This window comes from Aurantimonas sp. DM33-3, from assembly GCF_014334315.1.
GTDB classification, from domain to species: Bacteria; Pseudomonadota; Alphaproteobacteria; order Rhizobiales; family Rhizobiaceae; genus Aurantimonas; species Aurantimonas coralicida.
Genome location: NZ_JACSGS010000008.1, coordinates 145,933 through 166,292, shown reverse-complemented (window position 1 = coordinate 166,292; position 20,360 = coordinate 145,933). Strand labels below are relative to the sequence as shown.

The 20,360-nt window shown below is 68.0% G+C and carries 19 protein-coding genes and 1 pseudogene; 13 read left to right on the top strand and 7 right to left on the bottom strand.

The window, feature by feature from the left end; translation table 11 throughout:
• Positions 1–4: 4 nt before the first annotated feature.
• Together cobS and H9Q09_RS13010 are read right to left on the bottom strand one after the other, a co-directional pair.
• Positions 5–991 (bottom strand): cobaltochelatase subunit CobS, encoded by a 987-nt coding sequence (gene cobS, locus H9Q09_RS13015; protein ID WP_024349880.1) that lies wholly within the window; start codon positions 989–991, stop codon positions 5–7.
• Positions 992–1,153: 162 nt separating this feature from the next.
• Positions 1,154–1,783 carry a J domain-containing protein gene (locus H9Q09_RS13010; RefSeq protein WP_009210722.1) on the bottom strand — a complete coding sequence of 210 codons (630 nt, stop codon included), beginning with the start codon at positions 1,781–1,783 and terminating at the stop codon, positions 1,154–1,156.
• 142 nt (positions 1,784–1,925) lie between these two features.
• Here H9Q09_RS13010 and H9Q09_RS13005 point away from each other — a divergent pair, with 142 nt between their 5' ends.
• Positions 1,926–2,228 carry a BolA family protein gene (locus H9Q09_RS13005; RefSeq protein ID WP_024349881.1) on the top strand — a complete coding sequence of 101 codons (303 nt, stop codon included), beginning with the start codon at positions 1,926–1,928 and terminating at the stop codon, positions 2,226–2,228.
• Between the two features lie 382 nt (positions 2,229–2,610).
• Here H9Q09_RS13005 and H9Q09_RS13000 read toward each other — a convergent pair.
• The 3 genes and pseudogenes from H9Q09_RS13000 to H9Q09_RS12990 form a co-directional block, all read right to left on the bottom strand.
• Positions 2,611–3,861, bottom strand: a pseudogene (locus tag H9Q09_RS13000) (HlyC/CorC family transporter); the annotation flags it as partial.
• Positions 3,858–5,015 carry a 3-dehydroquinate synthase gene (gene aroB / locus H9Q09_RS12995; protein WP_187391389.1) on the bottom strand — a complete coding sequence of 386 codons (1,158 nt, stop codon included), beginning with the start codon at positions 5,013–5,015 and terminating at the stop codon, positions 3,858–3,860. The gene aroB and the pseudogene H9Q09_RS13000, both read right to left, overlap by 4 nt.
• Positions 5,012–5,593, bottom strand: a complete 582-nt coding sequence (locus H9Q09_RS12990) for a shikimate kinase (protein ID WP_187391388.1) — start codon at positions 5,591–5,593, stop codon at positions 5,012–5,014. The genes aroB and H9Q09_RS12990 overlap by 4 nt, the downstream gene beginning before the upstream one ends.
• A 170-nt stretch (positions 5,594–5,763) precedes the next feature.
• Here H9Q09_RS12990 and H9Q09_RS12985 point away from each other — a divergent pair, with 170 nt between their 5' ends.
• The 4 genes from H9Q09_RS12985 (at position 5,764) to H9Q09_RS12970 (ending at position 9,342) form a co-directional block, all read left to right on the top strand.
• On the top strand, positions 5,764–5,934 hold the full coding sequence (locus H9Q09_RS12985; protein ID WP_187391387.1) for a hypothetical protein: 171 nt from the start codon (positions 5,764–5,766) through the stop codon (positions 5,932–5,934).
• Entirely contained in the window at positions 5,931–6,917 is a 987-nt protein-coding gene (locus H9Q09_RS12980) for a site-specific tyrosine recombinase XerD (protein WP_187391386.1), read from the top strand. The genes H9Q09_RS12985 and H9Q09_RS12980 overlap by 4 nt, the downstream gene beginning before the upstream one ends.
• A gap of 180 nt (positions 6,918–7,097) precedes the next feature.
• Positions 7,098–8,048 carry an acetyl-CoA carboxylase carboxyltransferase subunit alpha gene (locus H9Q09_RS12975; protein WP_024349886.1) on the top strand — a complete coding sequence of 317 codons (951 nt, stop codon included), beginning with the start codon at positions 7,098–7,100 and terminating at the stop codon, positions 8,046–8,048.
• A 301-nt stretch (positions 8,049–8,349) separates the two neighbouring features.
• A complete protein-coding gene (locus tag H9Q09_RS12970) occupies positions 8,350–9,342 on the top strand; it encodes a murein L,D-transpeptidase family protein (RefSeq protein ID WP_187391385.1) in 993 nt (330 codons plus the stop codon).
• Between the two features lie 271 nt (positions 9,343–9,613).
• On the opposite strand, the gene secA is transcribed toward H9Q09_RS12970, so the two are convergent.
• On the bottom strand, positions 9,614–12,343 hold the full coding sequence (secA, locus tag H9Q09_RS12965; RefSeq protein ID WP_187391384.1) for a preprotein translocase subunit SecA: 2,730 nt from the start codon (positions 12,341–12,343) through the stop codon (positions 9,614–9,616).
• 304 nt (positions 12,344–12,647) lie between these two features.
• On the opposite strand from secA, the gene H9Q09_RS12960 reads away from it, so the two are divergent.
• The 7 genes from H9Q09_RS12960 to H9Q09_RS12930 all read left to right on the top strand — a co-directional run bounded on the left by H9Q09_RS12960 (position 12,648) and on the right by H9Q09_RS12930 (position 18,257).
• Positions 12,648–13,532, top strand: a complete 885-nt coding sequence (locus tag H9Q09_RS12960) for a peptidylprolyl isomerase (RefSeq protein WP_228240066.1) — start codon at positions 12,648–12,650, stop codon at positions 13,530–13,532.
• Positions 13,533–13,548: 16 nt separating this feature from the next.
• The gene (gene argJ, locus H9Q09_RS12955) at positions 13,549–14,796 is read left to right on the top strand and encodes a bifunctional glutamate N-acetyltransferase/amino-acid acetyltransferase ArgJ (protein WP_187391382.1); all 1,248 of its coding nucleotides are present in this window, start codon (positions 13,549–13,551) and stop codon (positions 14,794–14,796) included.
• Complete coding sequence (locus H9Q09_RS12950; RefSeq protein WP_187391381.1) at positions 14,765–15,565, top strand: GNAT family N-acetyltransferase; 801 nt, start codon at positions 14,765–14,767, stop codon at positions 15,563–15,565. The genes argJ and H9Q09_RS12950 overlap by 32 nt, the downstream gene beginning before the upstream one ends.
• On the top strand, positions 15,562–15,975 hold the full coding sequence (locus H9Q09_RS12945; RefSeq protein ID WP_009210710.1) for a (deoxy)nucleoside triphosphate pyrophosphohydrolase: 414 nt from the start codon (positions 15,562–15,564) through the stop codon (positions 15,973–15,975). The genes H9Q09_RS12950 and H9Q09_RS12945 overlap by 4 nt, the downstream gene beginning before the upstream one ends.
• A 134-nt stretch (positions 15,976–16,109) precedes the next feature.
• The gene (locus H9Q09_RS12940; RefSeq protein ID WP_187391380.1) at positions 16,110–16,421 is read left to right on the top strand and encodes a hypothetical protein; all 312 of its coding nucleotides are present in this window, start codon (positions 16,110–16,112) and stop codon (positions 16,419–16,421) included.
• Between the two features lie 157 nt (positions 16,422–16,578).
• Entirely contained in the window at positions 16,579–17,505 is a 927-nt protein-coding gene (locus H9Q09_RS12935) for a methyltransferase (protein WP_187391379.1), read from the top strand.
• Complete coding sequence (locus H9Q09_RS12930; protein ID WP_187391378.1) at positions 17,502–18,257, top strand: 16S rRNA pseudouridine(516) synthase; 756 nt, start codon at positions 17,502–17,504, stop codon at positions 18,255–18,257. Before H9Q09_RS12935 ends, H9Q09_RS12930 begins: the two co-directional genes overlap by 4 nt.
• Before the next feature lie 150 nt (positions 18,258–18,407).
• Here the strand turns inward: H9Q09_RS12930 and H9Q09_RS12925 are convergent, their stop codons facing one another.
• Positions 18,408–18,641 carry a tautomerase family protein gene (locus tag H9Q09_RS12925; RefSeq protein ID WP_024349895.1) on the bottom strand — a complete coding sequence of 78 codons (234 nt, stop codon included), beginning with the start codon at positions 18,639–18,641 and terminating at the stop codon, positions 18,408–18,410.
• A gap of 164 nt (positions 18,642–18,805) precedes the next feature.
• Between H9Q09_RS12925 and H9Q09_RS12920 the strand changes: the two genes are divergently transcribed.
• Positions 18,806–20,353 carry a winged helix-turn-helix domain-containing protein gene (locus H9Q09_RS12920; RefSeq protein ID WP_187391377.1) on the top strand — a complete coding sequence of 516 codons (1,548 nt, stop codon included), beginning with the start codon at positions 18,806–18,808 and terminating at the stop codon, positions 20,351–20,353.
• The last annotated feature ends 7 nt before the right edge of the window (positions 20,354–20,360 follow it).

The window sequence follows — 20,360 nt, the reverse complement described above, 5'->3', positions numbered from 1 at the left end:
CCGCCTAGTCCAGAACGAGGTTGGCGGCGCTCTCCGGCAGTTCCTCGCCAAAGGCGCGCTGGTAGAACTCGGCGACGAGCGGGCGCTCCAGATCATCGCACTTGTTCAGGAAGGTGAGCCGGAAGGCAAAGCCCAGATCGCCGAAGATCTCGGCGTTCTCGGCCCACGTGATCACCGTGCGCGGGCTCATCACAGTCGACAGGTCGCCATTGACGAAGGCCGAGCGGGTGAGATCGGCAACGCGCACCATCTGGGAGACGGTCTCGCGGCCTTCCTTGGTGGCGTAGGTCTTGGCCTTGGACACGACGATCCCGACCTCGTGGTCGTGGGGCAGATAGTTCAGCGTCGTGACGATGGACCAGCGGTCCATCTGCGCCTGGTTGATCTGCTGGGTGCCGTGATAGAGGCCGGTCGTGTCGCCGAGGCCGACGGTGTTGGCCGTGGCGAACAGGCGGAAGGCCGGATGCGGGCGGATGACGCGGCTCTGGTCGAGCAGGGTCAGCCGGCCGGAGGATTCCAGCACGCGCTGGATGACGAACATCACGTCCGGGCGACCGGCGTCGTATTCGTCGAACACCAGCGCGACGTTGTTCTGGTAGGCCCAGGGCAGGATGCCGTCCTTGAACTCGGTGACCTGCATGCCGTCGCGCACGACGATGGCATCCTTGCCGACGAGGTCGATGCGGCTGACATGGCTGTCGAGATTGACGCGCACGCAGGGCCAGTTGAGGCGGGCCGCGACCTGCTCGATGTGGGTCGACTTGCCGGTGCCGTGATAGCCCGAGACCATGACGCGCCGGTTCTTGGCGAAGCCGGCGAGGATCGCCAGCGTCGTCGGCTTGTCGAACAGATAGTCCGGGTCGATCTCGGGAACGTGCGGGTCGGACGCGGAAAAGGCCGGGACCGTCAGGTCGCTGTCGAACCCGAAGGTGTCACGCACCGAGACCGTGGTATCGGGCAGGGGGGCCACGTGATGTTCCGCTGCACTCATACTACCTCCAACGGTCCGGCGGCTCTCCGGCGAGCCTCGGGGACCAAGTCATCACTGTCGGTTTGCAGGCGAGAGGGCGGGGCCTCGACGGGCTCCGCGATCATCGCCGCATGGCGTTTGCGCACGCTGGTTTTCGGGGTGGCCGGCGCGTTCCCCTCGCGCTTAGCAAAAACCTGACTGTTTCAAAAGTTTGTAGGCCTGGATCACTTCGCGCAGCTTGTCCTCGGTGCCGCGGTCGCCGCCATTGGCATCGGGATGCAGTTGCTTGACGAGTTGTTTGTAGCGCGTGCGGATCGCTTCGCCACTCGCCTCGTCGGTGAGGTCCAGCGTCTCGAACGCCTTGTGCTCCAGCGACCGGACCTTGGGGCGCCGCGGCTGCGGGCGCCCGCCGCCCTCCTCCGGGAACAGGTCGAACGGGTCGCGCATGCGGCTGTTCCAGCGCTTGGCCCGCGCGGCGCTGGCCGCCTTGGCGCCGTTGCCGGCGGCCGTGCCATTATGCCCCATGGTCCATGTCGGCCGGTGGCCGGTCATGGAATCCTTGAGGTGCTGCTGGATGTCCTTGTCGTTCAGGCCGGAGAAATAATTGTAGGACTTGTTGTACTGGCGCACGTGATCGACGCAGAAATGCAGGTACTGCCCTTCGTGATCACGCCCCATCGGCGCCTTGTAGGAGCCCGGCTCGTTACAGCCTTCCCACGCGCAGACTTCGGCCCGGCGTGGCTCCGCCTTGCCCTTGGTCTTGCGCTTCCCCTTGACGCGGATCGCATCGAAATATTCGGAGTCGAGTTTCATCGCGTCCAATAATGGTGCCCGGGACCGGTGCGGACAAGAATTGACATCCCGGAAAAAGCCCGAAAATGCAGAGGGTCCGCCTGCTTCGCGCAAGCTTCGCTTGGCGCGGTGCGGCGACCGCTACTACAGGAGAGTGACTGCCATGAACACCAGGGCGACAATCGAGACCAAGCTGGCCGAGGCGTTTGCGCCGGAGCATCTGGAGATCATCGACGAGAGCCATCTGCATGCCGGTCACCACCACGCCGACAGCGACCATCACGCGACATTCGACGGATCGGGCGAGACCCATTTCCGGGTGCGACTCGTGAGCGCGGCCTTTGCCGGCCAGAGCCGGGTGGCGCGCCACCGCGCGATCAACCGGGTGCTGCAGGACGAACTGGACGCCGGCGTCCATGCCCTTGCCATCGAGGTTTCGGCGCCGGGCGAGGCGCGTCGCCGCTAGCGCGCGTCGGCAAAGCAGAAAGCGCGACGCCTGACGGGACACCCGCCGCCGGGCGCGCCCGCCTGATACCGGAAGGCTGCGCCGCTCAGTCGCGGCGCGTCGTCCCGGGGTCGGAGACCGTATCGGCGGTGTCGGACGATGCGGGCATGTCGTCGGTGTTCGTCAGGTCGGTGTCGACCGGGCGCGGACCGGGCGACCATTCGTCCCGATCCGCCGTTTCGGACCCGACCTCGCCGGTCTCGAAATCGGTCGCGTCCGGCTCGATCGTCTCGATGCCGTAGTCGTAATCGTCGATCTCCGGCTCCAGCACGGGCGCGACCTCGCCGCTCGCCAGGGCATGATGGCCGCCCTTCTTGGGCGGAACCAGGATCGTGGCCGGCCGGATGCGCAGCTTGGCGATGCGGTTCTTCTCGCGCTTCAGGACGGTGAAGCGTTTGTGGAAGAAGGTGAAGGCCTGCCGCTCTTCCGGGATCGTCTGGGTCTCGTGGATGACCAGCCCGGCGATCGTCACGGCTTCCTCGTCCGGCAGGTTCCAGTCCAGCGCCCGGTTGAGGTCGCGGATCGGCACCTGACCGTCGACGATGACCGAGCCGTCCGCCTCGATCTTGACGCCCTGCATGTCGACATCGTGCTCGTCGGCGATGTTGCCGACGATCTCCTCGAGAATGTCCTCCAGGGTGATCAGGCCTTCGACCTCGCCATATTCGTCGACGACGATGGCGAAGTGGGTCTTTCGGCGCAGGAAGGCGTTGAGCTGGTCCTGCAGCGTCGTCGTCTCGGGCACGAACCAGGGCTGGGCGCAGATCTTGAGGATGTCGACCTTGGCCGGGTCGTTGTCGACCTCGTGCAGCGCCCGCAGGATGTCCTTGGCATGCACCACGCCGACGATGTTGTCGTAATGGGTCCGCCAGACCGGCATGCGGGTATAGGGGCTTTCCAGGATCTGCCGCACCACCTCGATCGGCCCGTCATCGACATTGACCTGCCGCATGGCGGTGCGGTGGACCATGACGTCGGAGACCTCCAGCTCGTGCAGGTCGAGCAGGCCGCCGAGCCGGTTGCGGTCGGCATTGACCAGCGAACCCTCGCGGTGGAGCACCTCGACGGCGCCGCGCAGTTCCTCGTGGGCGGTCAGGAGCGAGGCGCCGGATTCGAGACTCACCCCGAACAGCGCCAGGATGCGGCGGACGATCCAGTTGACCACCCGGGTCAGCGGGCCGAGCAGCGCCACCACCCAGCTCACCGGCCGCGAGACGGCCAGCGAGAAGCCGTCGGGCCGGGCGATCGCCGCGGACTTCGGCAGCACCTCGCCGAAGATGACCACGATCACCGTCATGCCGATCGTCGCGTAGACGACGCCGGCCTGGCCGAACAGGCCGAGAAAGGCCGTGGTCGCCAGCGACGAGGCGAGGATGTTGACGAGGTTGTTGCCGATGAGAAGGGCGCCGATCAGCCGGTCCTTCTTCTCGATCAGCGTCTGGACGAGCGTGGCGCGGGCGTCGCCATTCTTCTCGTAGCTCATCAGCCGGGCCCGCGAGACCGCCGTCAGCGCCGTCTCCGAGCCCGAGAAGAAGGCGGAGATGGAGACGAGGACCAGGACGATGCCGAGGAGAATCCAGAGGGTCACGCTCATCGGGTCAACTCTTCAGTCAGGAAGGCCTCGACGGCGGCCGGGTCGACGTCGTTAGCGATGAAGGCCTGGCCGATGCCGCGGGTGAGGATGAAGGTGAGGCTGCCGCGCCGGACCTTCTTGTCCTGACCTATGCCGGCCATCAGCGTCGCCACGTCGAGCGGCGCGCCGGGGATCTCGGAAATGCGTGTGGGCAGGCCGACGGCGGCGAAATGCGCTTCGCAGCGCTCGGCATCGGCGGGCGGGCAGAGGCCGAGCCGGGCCGAGAACCGATGCGCAAGGACGGTGCCGATGGCGACGCCCTCGCCATGGACGAGGCGCTGCGCGTCGTAGCCGACCGCTGCTTCCAGCGCGTGGCCGAAGGTGTGTCCGAGATTGAGCAGCGCGCGGCTGCCTTCCTCGCGCTCGTCGGCGGCGACGACGGCGGCCTTGGCGATGCAGCTCTGGCGCACCGATTCGACCCGCTCGGGCCCGCCGGTGAAGATCGCCTCGCGGTTGGCGTCGAGCCAGTCGAAGAAGTCCGGCCGGTCGATCAGCGCCATCTTGGCGATCTCCGCGTAGCCGGCGGCGAATTCGCGCGGGCGCAGCGTGTCGAGGAGGGCGGTGTCGGAGAGGACGAGGGCCGGCTGGTGGAAGGCGCCGATCAGGTTCTTGCCGCGCGGCGAATTGATGCCGGTCTTGCCGCCGACGGAGGAATCCACCTGCGCCAGCAGCGTCGTCGGCATCTGCACGAAGCCCATGCCGCGGCGCACGATGGCGCTGGCGAAACCGGCAAGGTCGCCGATCACGCCGCCGCCGAGCGCGATGACCACGTCGCCGCGCTCGAGGCGGGCGCCGATGATCTGGTCGACGACATCGGTGAGCTGCGCGAAGGACTTGGACGTTTCGCCGGGCGGCACGACGATCTGCACATGGTCGATGCCGGCGGCCCTGAGCGCGATGGACAGCCGCTCGTAATGCAGGCCGGCGACCGTCGCGTCAGTGAGGACGGCGGCACGCACGCCGGGCAGGCGCCGGGCGATCTCCTCGCCGGCCGCATCGATCAGGCCGGGGCCGATGACGATGTCGTAGCCGCGGTCGCCGAGCTCGACCCTGACGTGGCTGCGCGGTGCGGCCGGCGTATCGGCGGTGGCAGGGGCGGCGGGAACACTGCTCATCGGTCGGTCTCCGTGGCGAGGTGGCGGTCCAGCGCCTCGATGATTTCCTGGGCGATCACGTCCCGCTTCACGTTGCGCGTCGGGATGGTGATGTCGGCTTCGGCATAGATGGGATAGCGCTGCTCGATCAGGCCGCGCATCACCGCGCGCGGATCGTCCTGCTTGAGCAGCGGGCGGTTGGCCCGGCGCCGGACGCGATCCATCAGCGTGTCGAGATCGGCCTTCAGCCAGACGGTGATCGCCGACTGCTTGAGAAGGCTGCGGGTCTCCTCGTGCATGTAGGCGCCGCCGCCGGTGGCCACGACCTGCGGGCCTTCGCCGGTGAGGCGGCCGACGACGCGGGCCTCCAGCGCCCGGAACTCCGGCTCGCCATAGGCCTCGAACAGCTCCGGGATCGACATGCGCGAAACCAGCTCGATCTCGTGGTCGGTGTCGTGGAAGGGCAGGTCGAGAAGCGCCGCGACCCGGCGTCCGACCGTGGTCTTGCCGGCGCCCATCAGGCCGACGAGGGTGACGGAACGCGTGCCCAGGCGGTCCTGGATGGTGTCGGTTCCGCCCGATGGCAATTCGCTTCTCATTGCGCCTTTCGCAGCCGTCCCACCCTTGCCGTATGCAAACATGAGGAAATCTTAAAGTTCGCCGTTTACCCCGTCAGGGGCTGCCCGTCTCGCTTGCGTTGCGTCCCGTTCGCGTTAGAAGCGGGCGATTGCAAGGGACGCCCACACCAAGGTGAGTTCGCCAGACCGCGATGCCGACACTCGTCCGCCTCCTGACGACGCTCCTGATCCTTGCGGCCATCATCTACGGCATCATGGCGGCGCTCGTCTACTTCGTCGATCCGACCCGCCGGGAAACCACCGTCGAGATTCCGATGCCGTCCACCGAGCCCGCCGGCACGGGCGGCGGCGCGCGGCCATGAGCCCGGCGCCGGCCCCCGGCGCGCCCGCCGCCACGGGGCTTTCGGCCCGCGAGGGCGCGGACATCGAGACCTTCCTGGAGATGATGGCGGTCGAGCGCGGCGCGGCCAACAACACCGTCGCCGCCTATCGCCGCGATCTGGAGGACGCCAGCGGCTTCATGGCCGGGCAGGGCGGCTCGCTGATGACCGCCACCACCGAGGACATCCGCGCCTATGTCGGCCGGCTCGCCGCCCGCGGCTTTGCCGAGACCAGCCGCTCGCGCCGGCTGTCGGCGCTGCGCCAGTACTACCGCTTCCTCTATGTGGAGGGCCGGCGCGGCGACGATCCGACCGGTCCGATCGAGGGCGCCCGCCGCAAGCGGCCGCTGCCCAAGGTGATGAGCGAGGACGAGGTCGACCGGCTGCTCGACCGGGCCGCCGCCGAGGCGGTCGATCCCGAACAGTCGCCCGCCCGGCTGGTGCGGGCCGCGCGCATGCATGCGCTGGTCGAACTGCTCTACGCCACCGGCATGCGCGTCTCCGAACTGGTCAGCCTGCCGCGGGCCGTGCTGCGCGGCCGCCAGCGCATGATCGTCGTGCGCGGCAAGGGCGACAAGGAGCGCATGGTGCCGATCGGCGAGGCCGCTCGCGATGCGCTGACCCGCTTTGCCGAGGCGATGAAACTTGCCGGCGTCTCCGAAGAGGGGCGCTGGCTGTTCCCGGCCCTGTCGGAGACCGGCCATCTGACCCGCCAGGCCTTCGCCCGCGACCTGAAGGCGCTGGCCGCCCGCGTCGGCATTCCCGCCGAACGGATCTCGCCGCATGTGCTGCGCCACGCCTTCGCCAGCCATCTCCTGCAGAACGGCGCCGATCTGCGGGCGGTGCAGGAGCTGCTCGGCCATGCCGACATCTCGACCACACAGATCTACACCCATGTGCTGGAAGAGCGGCTGATCCGGCTGGTCACCGACCATCATCCCCTGTCGGACGAGAGCCGGCATTGATGCGCCGCACGGTTTTCTTGACAAGGGTGCGGCGCATGGCCAGTTTCCGCCGCAACACAGACGTTGCGCCGCGGGCGGGGCGCATGCGGGCCAGACCCTCGTGCGCCGCGCGCCCTGCGGTCAGTCGGCCGTCGCGTCCGGTCGCCAAAATCTCGAAGGACGGCTCGACGCCGCGCACCCATGCATAATTATCTCGATTTCGAAAAACCGGTCGCCGATCTCGAAGGCCAGATCCTGGAACTCAAGAAGATCGAGGGCAAGGACGCCGTCGACGTCACCGACGAGATCCAGCGGCTGGAGAAGCGCTCCCGCGAGGCGCTGGCGGATCTCTATCGCAAGCTGACGCCGTGGCAGAAGACCCAGGTGGCGCGCCATCCCGACCGGCCGCACTGCCTCGACTACATCGCCGCCCTGATCACCGATTTCGTGCCGCTGGCCGGCGACCGCTTCTATGCCGAAGACCACGCCATCATCAGCGGCTTCGGCCGCTTCGACGGCCAGTCCGTCGCGGTCATCGGCCAGGAGAAGGGCTCCGACACCCAGACCCGCCTGAAGCACAATTTCGGCATGGCCCGGCCCGAGGGCTACCGCAAGGCGGTGCGGGTGATGGAGCTCGCCGAGCGCTTCCAGATCCCGGTGCTGACCTTCGTCGACACCGCCGGCGCCTATCCGGGCATCGGCGCCGAGGAGCGCGGCCAGGCCGAGGCGATCGCCCGCTCCACCGAGGCCTGCCTCAATCTGCGCGTGCCGATGGTCTCGCTGGTCATCGGCGAGGGCGGTTCGGGCGGCGCCATCGCCATCGCCACCGCCAACAAGGTGCTGATGCTCGAGCACGCCATCTATTCGGTGATCTCGCCGGAGGCCGGCGCCTCGATCCTGTGGCGGGACGCGACCCGCGCCCGCGATGTGGCGCAGGCGATGAAGATCACCGCGCAGGATCTCGCCGGCTTCGGCATCATCGACGGCATCGTCGAGGAGCCGCTGGGCGGCATCCACCGGGCGCCCGCCGAGGGCATCGCGGCCGCCGCCGAGCGCGTGCGCGCCGCCTTCGCCGAACTGGCCGAGCTCGACGGCGACGGCCTGCGCCGCCAGCGTCGCGAAAAGTTCCTCGCCATCGGGCGGAATCTCTAAAGCCTGTTGCCGGGCGGCAACGCCCTCCCGTTCCCTTGGGCTTCAAGCTCTGCAAGGATGCTCCCGGACGACGTAAGGTGAGGGGCGCAATCAACGCAGCCTGTCGTCGTCCGGCCTGTCGCCGGCAATCGATCTAATTTTGAACATTAACGATTGCTTAACGACGGTTGCGGCAGAACGGGGAAAGGCATGCGACGGGATATCCGACTGGGATATGGCCGCCGCGATGGTCCGGACGCTTCGCAGGCGCCGGTCCGAGTGGGGACGGCCAAAGTGCCGTCAATGCGATGGGGATGAGGGGATGTTGTTTCGACGCCTCGTGACGGCCGCCGCGCTTGCGGCAGCCATGTTCGCAGTTTCCGCCTGCCAGTACGAAGATCTGCTGCCCGCCGAAGCGCCGCTGCCGGCCGCTCTCGTGCAGGCGATCAAGTCCAACGGAATGGGCGTCAAGTCGCCGATCCTCGTCCGCCTCTACAAAGAAGAGTCGGACCTCGAGGTCTGGAAGCAGAAGACCGACGGCACCTACGCGCTTTTGAAGACCTACGAGATCTGCGCCTGGTCCGGAAAGCTCGGCCCGAAGAAGAAGGAAGGCGACCGTCAGGCGCCGGAGGGCTTCTACACGGTGACCCCGGCCCAGCTGAACCCGAATTCCAATTACCATCTCGCCCTGAACATGGGCTATCCGAACACCTATGACCGAGCCAATGGCCGGACCGGTTCGCATCTGATGATCCACGGCTCGTGCAACTCGTCCGGCTGCTACGCCATGGACGACGAGCAGGTGCAGGAAATCTATTCGCTCGCCCGCCATTCCTTCGAGGGCGGCCAGCGGGCCTTCCAGATCCAGGCCTATCCCTTCCGCATGACGCCGAAGAACATGGCGCGGCACCGCAATTCCGAGCATTACGACTTCTGGAAGATGCTGAAGAAGGGCTCGGACTATTTCGAGATGACCCGCCAGCAGCCCAATGTCGGCGTCTGCGACCGCCGCTACGTCTTCGACCAGAGCGCCGAGACGGTCGCCGGCCTGTCGGCCACGGGCGCCTGCCCGGACTTCTCCCTGCCGGCGCAGGTCGTCGCCAAGGTGGAAGCCGACCATGCCGAGGAAGAGAAGATCGCCTCGAGCTTCTCGCCGAGCGACTTCGCCGAGACCTCGACCTTCAGCTATCGCACCGGCCAGCCGATCACGCCCGAGGCCTATGCCCAGGAGCAGCATCGCCGCGAGGGCTATGACCGCGAAGGCAACCGCGTCGGCGGTGGCGGCGGCTCGATCTTCTCGAGCTTCCTGAAATAGCGCAGCCGGACGGCGGCGGGGCGAGCAGGCCCTGCCGAACCATCCGGTTTAGGAAAAGCCCGCGGCCTCCGTCGCGGGCTTTTTCGTGTCCGGGCGGGAGCCGCAGGGCCATTCGGAGGCGCGGCCACGGTCGGTGAGAGCGGGCTGCCTGGTGGGGTCTGTACCGCGACCCTCACGGCGACGCGCGCCCCAGCGCAAGACACACAAGCCACGAAAAAGGCCGCCGGACCTTTCGGATCCGGCGGCCTCGATGTTGTCGCTGCGGTCTGCCTCAGACGAAGGCGCCGTGGCAGTGCTTGAACTTCTTGCCGGACCCGCAGGGGCAGGGCTCGTTGCGGCCGACCTGGCCCCAGCTGTCCGGGTTCTCCGGATCGCGGCGCAGGCCGTCGGCGGCGGCCGGGGTGAAGTTGGCGGTCAGCCGCGCGGCGCCGTCGCCCATCTCGTCCACGCCGGTCGTGGCGTCGACATGATGCGCTTCCATCGCCGGGACCTGCGGTGCCGGCTGGCGCTGCTCCGGCTGGACGATCTCGACCCGGGTGAGCTGCGAGGTGGTGCGCTCGCGCAGATTGCCCAGCATCGCCTCGAACAGCTCGAAGGATTCCGACTTGTACTCGTTCAGCGGATCGCGCTGGGCGTAGCCGCGGAAGCCGACGACCGAACGCAGATGGTCGAGATTGACCAGATGCTCGCGCCACAGGGCGTCCAGCGTCTGCAGGACGATGTTGCGCTGGACATAGGTCATCACCTGCGGGCCGAAGCGCTCGGCCTTCTCGGCGGCGGCGCGGTCGGCATGCTCGCGGATGCGCTCGCGGATGTCGTCCTCGGCGATGCCTTCCTCGTTCGCCCAATCCGTGATCGGCAGGTCGAGATTGAGGTATTCCAGCGTCTCCGCCTTCAGCGCCTCGGTCTCCCACTGCTCGGGATAGGCCTTTTCCGGAATGTGCCGCGACACGATGCCCTCGATCGTGGCGTGGCGCATGTCCGCCACGGCCTCGTCAAGCTCCTCGGAATCCATCAGCTCGATGCGCTGCTCGAAGATGACGCGACGCTGGTCGTTCATCACGTCGTCGTACTTCAGAAGGTTCTTGCGGATGTCGAAATTGCGGGCCTCAACCTTCTTCTGGGCCTTCTCCAGCGCCTTGTTGATCCACGGATGGACGATCGCCTCGTCCTCCTTGAGACCCAGCTTGGTCAGCATCGAATCCATGCGGTCGGACCCGAAGATGCGCATCAGGTCGTCCTGCAGGGACAAATAGAACTTGGAGCGGCCCGGATCGCCCTGGCGGCCGGAGCGGCCACGCAGCTGGTTGTCGATGCGCCGGCTTTCATGGCGCTCGGTGGCCAGCACGTAGAGGCCGCCGGCCTCGATGGCGATTTCCTTCAGCCGCTTGATGTCGGCCTTGATGGCCTCTTCCCTGGCGGTGCGCTCCGGTCCCTCGGCCATGTCGGCGAGTTCGCGGTCGATGCGCATCTCGGCATTGCCGCCGAGCTGGATGTCGGTGCCGCGGCCGGCCATGTTGGTGGCGATCGTCACCGCGCCCGGCACGCCGGCCTGGCTGACGATATAGGCCTCCTGCTCGTGGTAGCGGGCGTTGAGGACCTGGAAGTCCTTCAGCCCGTCCTTGCGCAGGCGCTCGGCCAGAAGCTCGGATTTCTCGATCGAGGTCGTGCCGACGAGGATCGGCTGGCCGCGCTTGGCGCAGTCCTGGATCTCGCGGCTGATGGCCCGGAACTTCTCCTCGACCGTGCGATAGACCTCGTCGTCCTCGTCGATGCGCTGGATCGGCAGGTTGGTCGGGATCTCGATGACGTCCAGGCCGTAGATGTCGCCGAATTCGGCGGCTTCCGTCTGGGCCGTACCGGTCATGCCGGCCAGCTTGTCGTACATGCGGAAATAGTTCTGGAAGGTGATCGAGGCCAGCGTCTGGTTCTCTGGCTGGACGGTGACGCCTTCCTTGGCTTCCAGCGCCTGGTGCAGGCCTTCCGAGAAGCGGCGGCCCGGCATCATGCGGCCGGTGAACTCGTCGATGATGACCACTTCGTCATTGCGCACGATGTAGTCCTTGTCGCGCTGGAACAGCGCGTGGGCCTTCAATGCGTTGTTGACGTGGTGGACAATGGCGACGTTCTCGATGTCGTAGAGCGAATCGCCGACGAGATGGCCGGCGGCCTCCAGGAGCCGCTCCAGCTTCTCGGTGCCGTCCTCGGTGAAGGTCACCGTGCGCTGCTTCTCGTCGATGTCGTAGTCGCTCTTGTCGAGCTGCGGGATGAACCCGTCGATCGTCATGTAGAGCTCGGACCGGTCGTCGAGCGGACCGGAGATGATCAGCGGCGTGCGCGCCTCGTCGATGAGGATCGAATCGACCTCGTCGACGATGGCGTAGCGATGGCCGCGCTGGACCATCTGGCTGCGCTCGTACTTCATGTTGTCGCGCAGATAGTCGAAGCCGAGCTCGTTGTTCGTCGCGTAGGTGACGTCGCAGGCATAGGCCGCGCGGCGCTCCTCGTCGGACATGCCGTGGACGATGATGCCGACGGTCAGGCCGAGGAAGCGGTAGAGACGCCCCATCCATTCCGCGTCGCGGCGGGCGAGGTAGTCGTTGACGGTGACGACGTGGACGCCCTTGCCCTCGAGCGCGTTCAGATAGACGGCGAGGGTGGCGACGAGGGTCTTGCCTTCGCCGGTCTTCATCTCGGCGATGGCGCCCGAATTGAGCACCATGCCGCCGATCATCTGGACGTCGAAATGGCGCATGCCGAGGGCACGCTTGGCGCCCTCGCGCACCACGGCGAAGGCCTCGATCAACAGATCGTCGACGGTCTTGCCGGCGGCGATTTCGCTGCGGAACGTCTCGGTCCGCGCCCGCAGCTCGTCGTCGGTGAGGGCGGCGATGTCGGCTTCGCGTGCCGCGACCGCCTTGACCCGGGCGTCGTAGCGTCGAACGACCCGGTCGTTCGCCGAACCCAACAACTTACGGGCGAGCCCGCCAATACTGACCATAACCGGTCCTTCCAAAAGATATCGCACCGTCGATGCCGTGGCCGGCTTGCAGGCCGATGCCACCGATCCTACCAACTTGCAGAATTTCGGGAGGCTTCAAACTTTGCGGAAGTCGGCTGGACTTTCGGTTGGCGCGAGAGATAAGAGGGGGCCAAACCGATGTCAACGGCGCGCCCGGGAGGCGACCGCGCCGTCGAGGCGGGACGAACAGAAGCGGCTGCATCTCTTGCCGCAGGCACCTTCGGCCCTCTCTCCCGTTCCCTCGGACTGCCCATCCAACGCTATCGCAAGGACGTTCTTTGCCATGAACACCGCTTTTCGTTCGACCCTTCTGGCCGGCGCGCTGGTCTTCGCCGCTTTCGGCACCACTGCCCGTGCCGCCGACGAGGACGTCGTCGCCCGGGTCGGATCGGAAGAGATCACCGAGCGCGACCTGAAGGCGGCCGCGGCCGAGGTCGGCGAGCAGTTCGCCCGCCTGCCGGCCGACCAGCGCAAGCTCGCCGTCCTGTCGGCGCTGATCGACATCAAGGTACTGGCGCGCCAGGCCGAGGCCGAGACGCTGCAGGACGACCCCGAGGTCGCCGCGCAGATCGACTTCCTGCGCGAGCGCACGCTGCACAACGCCTATTTCGCCCGCAACGGCGTCGCCAACATCACCGAGGAAGAGCTGAAGGCGCGCTTCGACAAGGAAGTCGCGGCGATGCCGGCGACCGAAGAGGTCCATGCCCGCCACATCCTCCTGAAGACCGAGGAAGAGGCCAAGGCGGTGATCGGCAAGCTCGACGGCGGCGCCGACTTCGTCGAGCTCGCCAAGGAAAGCTCCACCGGTCCCTCGGGCCCCGAGGGCGGTGACCTGGGCTTCTTCAGCGCCGGCCAGATGGTGCCGGAATTCGAGAAGGTGGCCTTCACCATGGAGCCGGGCACCTACACCAAGGAGCCGGTCCAGACCCAGTTCGGCTGGCACGTGATCAAGGTCGAGGAGAAGCGCGAGGCGCCGAAGCCCGAATTCGACGCGGTGAAGGACCAGGTCCGCCAGGTCGTGCTGCGCGAGAAATATATGGGCCTCGTCCAGAAGGCCCGCGACGAGCTGCCGGTCGAATATGTCGACCCGGCGATGAAGAGCCAGGTCGAGGCGCTGGAGAAGTCGATGGATCCCGCGGCCGCTCCGGCCGCGCCCGCCGAGCAGTAAGCGGTCGGCGATCCCCATGGCCCAGCCCACCACGGTCTCGCCTCTCGCCCCCACGGAACTGGCCGCGCTGCCGCCGATCGACGGCATGCGCATCGCCACGGCCGCGGCGGGGATCAAGTACAAGGGGCGCACCGACGTCCTGATGATGGTGTTCGACGCGCCGGCCGCGGTCGCGGGCGTCTTCACCACCTCGCGCTGCCCCTCGGCCCCGGTCGACCATTGCCGGGCAAGCCTTTCCGGCGGCACGGCGCGGGCCGTCGTGGTCAATTCCGGCAATGCCAACGCCTTCACCGGCCGGCGCGGCCGGCAGGCGACCGAAGCCACCGCCGAGGCCGCCGCCGACGCCGTCGGTGCGACGCCGCGCGAGGTGTTCCTCGCCTCGACCGGGGTGATCGGCGAGCCGCTCGACGCCCACAAGTTCACCGGTCTCCTGGCCGGCCTTGCGGAAACGGCGGGCGCCGATGGCTGGCGCGCTGCCGCCGACGCGATCATGACCACCGACACCTATCCCAAGCTCGCCACCCGCCAGGTGGCGATCGACGGGGTAACGGTGACGATCAACGGTATCGCCAAGGGCGCCGGCATGATCGCGCCCGACATGGCGACGATGCTGTCCTTCGTGGCGACCGATGCGGCCATCGCCGCGCCGGCCCTGCAGGCGATGCTCACGGAAGCGGTCGCGCCGAGCTTCAATTCGGTGACGGTGGACAGCGACACCTCGACCTCCGACACGCTGCTGCTGTTCGCCACCGGCGCGGCCGCGGCGCGCGGCGGCGCTGCGATCGAGACCGCCGACGATCCGCGGCTCGACGGTTTCCGGGTGGCGCTGAGCGAGCTGCTTCTCGATCTCGCCCGGCAGGTCGCCCGGGACGGCGAGGGCGCCCGCAAGGAAATCCAGGTCACCGTCGAGGGCGCGACCAGCGACGCGGCGGCCAAGCGCATCGCCCTGTCGATCGCCAATTCGCCGCTCGTCAAGACCGCCGTCGCCGGCGAGGATGCCAATTGGGGCCGCGTGGTCATGGCCGTCGGCAAGGCCGGCGAGGAAGCCGACCGCGACCGGCTGGCGATCCATTTCGGCGACATCCGCGTTGCCGTCGACGGCGAGCGCGACCCGGACTATTCCGAAGACGCCGCGGCGGCCTTGATGCGCCATGCCGAAATCCCGATCCGGGTCGATCTCGGCCTCGGGCAGGGGCGCTGGACCGTCTATACCTGCGATCTCACCAAGGAATATGTCGCGATCAATGGCGATTACCGAAGCTGAGAAGATGCGGCAGCTGGCCGTGGTGCGACGCCTGGAGGCGGCGGGCTTTCGCGCCTGGCCCGCCTCCTCGACCGGGTTCGACGGCACCTGGGCGGTGCGCGTCACCGCCTCGTTCCCGGCCAAGCGGCTGAACTCCGTCAATCCGCTCGATCCGTCCGACAATTCCGACATTCCCTCGCGCCTGCAGCGGGCGGCCAAGACCTTTGCCGAGCATGGCCGCTCGATCATGGTCCGCCAGTCGCCGCTGGCCCCGCCCGACCTCGTCGCCCATCTCGACGAGAAGGGCTGGTCGCGCTTCGACGAATCCCTTGTGATGACCGCCGATCTCGACAGTCTCGACCTCGCCGGGCAGGTGGATCGCATCCCGATCCGCGACATGAGCCGCTATGTCGAGGCGAGCCTGGCGGTGCATGAGCGCGCGGCCGCACTGCGCTCGGGCCTGACCGGGGTGCTGGAATCGATCCGGCCTCCGACGGGACTGTTCATCCGCGAGAACAAGGACGGCTCGCCGGTCGCCGTGGCGCTGGCGATCCACGACAACGACCTCGCCGGCCTGCTCGACGTCGCCGTGCATCGCACGGAGCGCCAGCGCGGCGTCGGCCGCGACCTCGTCAAGACGGCGCTGCGCTATACCGCCCACAAGGGCGCCAGGACCGCCTGGGTGCAGGTCGAGGCCGACAATGCGGCCGGCCTGTCGCTCTATCGCTCGCTCGGCTTCAACGAGGCCTATCGCTACGTCTATCGCGCCCCACCGGGCGGCGGCGCGTGAGCGGGCCGGGGCAGCGCCTGCTGCTGGTCGTCGCCTGCGCGCTGGTCGATTCCGACGGCCGCATCCTCATCGCCGAACGGCCCGCCGGCAAGGCGCTGGCCGGCCTGTGGGAGTTTCCCGGCGGCAAGCTCGAGCCGGGCGAGACGCCCGAGGCGACGTTGATCCGCGAATTGCGCGAGGAACTGGGCATCGAGACGAAGGCGGCGTGCCTGGCGCCGCTGACCTTTGCCAGCCATTCCTATGACGACTTCCACCTCCTGATGCCGCTCTATGTCTGCCGGCGCTACGAGGGCATCGCCATGCCGCGCGAGGGCCAGCGGCTGAAATGGGTGCGGCCGGCGCAATTGCGCGACTATCCGATGCCGCCGGCCGACGAGCCGCTGATCCCGCATCTGATCGAGCTGCTCTGAGCCGTCCCGCCGGGGCTTCGGCAGGACGGTCGCGGTGCAAGGCCGCGTGCGCTGTGGCGCGCATCCCCGGCTTAAGGGCTCCTTCACCATCCGCTGGCATCATCGGACCCTCACTTCCGCCTTGCGAGGGGACCATGCGCACGATCGACAGGCACGAGGATCGGATCGAGGAGTCGGCGTCGGACATCCCGGCGGCAGGCACCGGTCTGTTCCGTGCGACACTGCTGTTCGGCGCACTGGCGGTGTTCCTGTCGCTGCTGGTGCCGCCGATCGCCGAGCGCAGCGCCAGCTATGTGGCCGGCGACCATCGTCCCGATCTCGACATGATGGCGACGGGCTCCGTCGCGAAGTCCAGCGAATATACCCTGCGCCGCAGCGTCCTGCAGCCGGTCGATGCCGCGCCCTGCGTGATCTACGCCGACGGCCGCCGCCTCGGCAGCTGCTGAGGGCGCTGGGCGCATACGCATAGGCGCGTCGCAGGGACCGCTGGACGCCTGCGCCGTGCTTCCGATGCGATCCCGGCCGACCCAGGCCCGTACGGCCGATGCCGATCTGTCGCCAAACCGCTTTTTGCCGGGGCGGCAAAGCTGCTATGGCACGGCGGTGACGAAACTTGATCCTTCCCCCTCGCTGCGCAGCGCCGTCTATGGCGCGCCGCTTTCCAGTCTCGTGGACGTGCCGGCCGGCGCCGTGCAGCTCTCGCCGCTGCGGCCCGGCGCCCAGGCGCTGGAGGCCCAGCCCGACGGGGCCTTCGCCGAACTTGTGATCGCCGCGCCCCCCGGCTCCATCGAGCGGCGCTTCGTCTTGGCCCATGCCCTGCGCACGCTGGCGCCCGGCGGCGCGATGACGGTGCTGGCAGCCAAGGACAAGGGCGGCCAGCGCCTGCGTGGCGAGCTGGAAGCCTTCGGATGCGATGTCGCCGAGCATTACAAGTCGCGCCAGCGCGTCTGCTCGCTGGTGCGGCCGGAGACGCTGCACGGCCTGGAGGACGCGATCGCGGCGGGCGCGCCCGTCACGGTCGAGGAGATCGGGCTGCGCTCCCAGCCGGGGATCTTCTCGTGGAACCGGGTCGATCCGGGGACGTCGCTGTTGCTGCGCCATCTGCCGAAGCTCGCCGGCCGCGGTGCCGATCTCGGCGCCGGTCTGGGCGTCCTGTCGCAAGCCGTCCTGGCCTCCCCGGCGGTCGAGGAACTGACGCTGGTCGAGATCGACCGCCGCGCCGTCGAGGCGTCGAAGGTCAACGTCACCGATCCGCGGGCGCGCTTCGTGTGGGCCGACGCCCGCGAAACGGCGCTGAGCGATCTCCATTTCATCGTCTCGAACCCGCCCTTCCACAGCGAGGGCATCGAGGATCGCGGGCTCGGCCAGGCCTTCATCACGGCCGCGGGGCGGATGCTGCGCCGCTCCGGCACGCTGTATCTCGTGGCCAACCGGCACATGCCCTACGAGGAAGTGCTGCGCACCAGCTTCAGGAGCGTGAAGCCGCTGGCCGACGAGGCCGGCTACAAGATCTTCGAGGCGCGCAAGTGAGCAAGACGTCGACAATGCGGCTCGACCGGCTGCTCGCCAATATGGGCTACGCCTCGCGGCGCGAGATCCAGCTGCTGGCGAAGAACGGCCGCATCCGGCTCGACGGCGCCGCCTTCCACGACGCCAACAAACGGATCGCGCTGACGCCCGATCTGGAGACGCGACTGGTGGTCGACGACGAGGCGCTCGATCCCTTGCCCGGCTTCGCGCTGATGCTGCACAAGCCTCTCGGCGTGACCTGCTCGCACAAGGAGGCGGGGCCGCTGGTCTACGATCTTCTGCCGCAGCGCTGGCGCCGGCGCGACCCCGCTATCTCGACGGTCGGCCGGCTCGACAAGGAGACGTCCGGCCTATTGCTGATGACCGATGACGGCAAGCTCCTGCATCGCATCATCTCGCCGAAGCGGCATGTCGCCAAGCGCTATCGCGTGCATCTGGCCCGGCCGATGACCGGCGACGAGGCCGCGCTCTTTGCCGCGGGCACGCTGATGCTGGAGGGCGAGGAGAAGCCGCTGGCCCCGGCGGAGCTGGAGGTCGTCGGCCCGCAGGAGGCACTGCTCGAGGTTCACGAGGGGCGCTACCACCAGGTGCGCCGGATGTTCGCGGCGACGGGGAACCATGTCGAGGCGCTGCACCGCGAATCCGTCGGCGGCCTGAGCCTGCCGGCCGATCTCGTGCCCGGCGCGATCCGCCGGCTGAACGACGCCGATCTGGCCGCGATCTTCGACGGCGGACCCCGAAGCGACGGCTGAGGGCTGCCAGCGAAAACGGACGGGACGGCGCCGCGCCCGCCGCCACGGCGCAGGCAACGCCCGTGATCTCAATGCGCGCTTCGACCCTGGCATGCGAGGACAGCACCGCCGGCAGCGATGCTGTCCCGTCTCGGCCGGCGTCGTCCTGCGTCAGGCGTGTTCGAGCGCGCTCGCGGACTGCATCGCCAGGATGTCGTTGGTGGTGATCGCCTTGCCGCCGATGCCCCATTCGCCGCTGGCCAGCTCCTGGATCCGGACCCAGGTGACGCCGCGCATCGCTTCGCCCTCGATCCTGACCATGGCATCGGTGACCGTTTCGATCATCTCCTTCTTCTGCTCCGGCGTGAAGACGCCCTTGATGAGTTGAATATCGACGAGCGGCATATCCGTTCTCCATTGCTTGAGGTCGGCTGCAGTCGGACCGGGCCGACCCATACGGCTTAGCGCGCGCGGCGGGCCGATGCTGGAAGGCGGCGTGGAGAGCGCCCGGAGATTTCGTGGAGATGTGCTAGGCTCCTGCCGGGTTACGCTGCCCGCAAGGCAGGTCGATGCGATACGTCTTCGAACCGTTCGAACTCGAGCCCATGAAGGGCGAATTGCGGCGCGACGGCCAGCCCGTCGCGGTGGAGCCGCAGGTCTTTGCCCTGCTCCTGCTTCTCGTCGAGAATTCCGAGCGCATGGTCTCCAAGGAGGAGATCGTCGAGAAGATCTGGGAAGGACGGGCCGTCTCCGACGCCGCGGTGTCCAGCCGGATCAAGTCGGCCCGGCGGGCGCTGGGCGACAACGGACGCCAGCAGCGCCTGATCCGCACGCTGCACGGCCGCGGTATCCGCTTCGTCGGCGAGGTGGCGATCGTCGTCGCGCCGCCGGCTGCCGCCGACCCGGTGGACAGCGCGACACGCGGCCTGCCCGCCGGCCGGCCGTCGATCGCCGTGCTGCCGTTCCGCGCGATCGGCACGCCGGGGGCCTATGGAGCCATCGGCGAGGCGGTCGCCCACGATCTCATCGCCTCGCTCTCAAGGCTGCGCTGGCTCGACGTCATCGCCCGCGGCTCGTCCTTCCGGTTCCGCACGCCCAAGGTCGATGTCGACGAGATCGGCCGCCTCCTGAATGTCGGCTATTGCCTGTCGGGGATCGTCGAGATCTTCGGCTCCTCGATCACCATCATCGTCGAACTGGTCGACACGCGCAGCGGCAGCATCCTGTGGGGCGATCACATCGACGCCCGGATCGACGACGTGCATGCCGTGCGGGCGAGGGTGGTGGCGGAGGTGGTCGCCGCCCTGGAGGTCCGGATCCCGCTGAACGAGGCCAGCCTGGCGACCCTTTCGGGCCCGGAGAACCTCGACGCCTGGGCGGCCTACCATCTCGGACTGAAGCATCTCTATCGCTTCAACCGCCAGGACAATGCGGCCGCAACGAGCCTGTTCGCCCTGGCGATCGAGAAGGAGCCGCGCTTTGCACGGGGATATGCGGGTCTCTCCTCCGCCAATTTCCAGGGGGCGTTCCTGCGCTATGGCGACCGCAAGCACGACAGGGCCGAGGCCCGGCGATGTGCCGAGCGCAGCGTCGAGCTGGACCCGGTCGATCCCTTCGCGAATTTCGCCCTGGGCCGGTCGTTCTGGCTGGCGGGCGACATCGACGCCAGCCTGCCCTGGCTCGACCGGTCGACCGAACTCAGCCCGAATTACGCGCAGGGTTTCTATGCGAGGGCATGGGCCGATACGATCACCGAACGCAATCTCGACGGCAGCGACAATGTCGATCGCGCGCTGGCGCTGAGCCCGCTGGACCCGTTCCGCTATGCCATGCTCGGGACCTGGGCGCTGATCTGCCTCAGTCGCAGCCAGACCGCCGAGGCGGCCGTCTGGGGCGATCGGGCGGCGCGGGCGCCGGGGGCCCATGTGCTGATCGCCCTGATTGCGCTGGTGGCGCGCGAGTTGAACGGCGACAGCCGGGAAGCGGCCGCCTGGGCGCGGGATGTCCGCAGCCGGCGCAGCGGCCTCTCCCGTGCGCATTTCTTCGCCGCCTTTCCCTACAAGGAGGGATCGTTGAAGCGTGGCATCGCCCACGCCCTTCGGCAACACGGCTTCTAGAAGGACG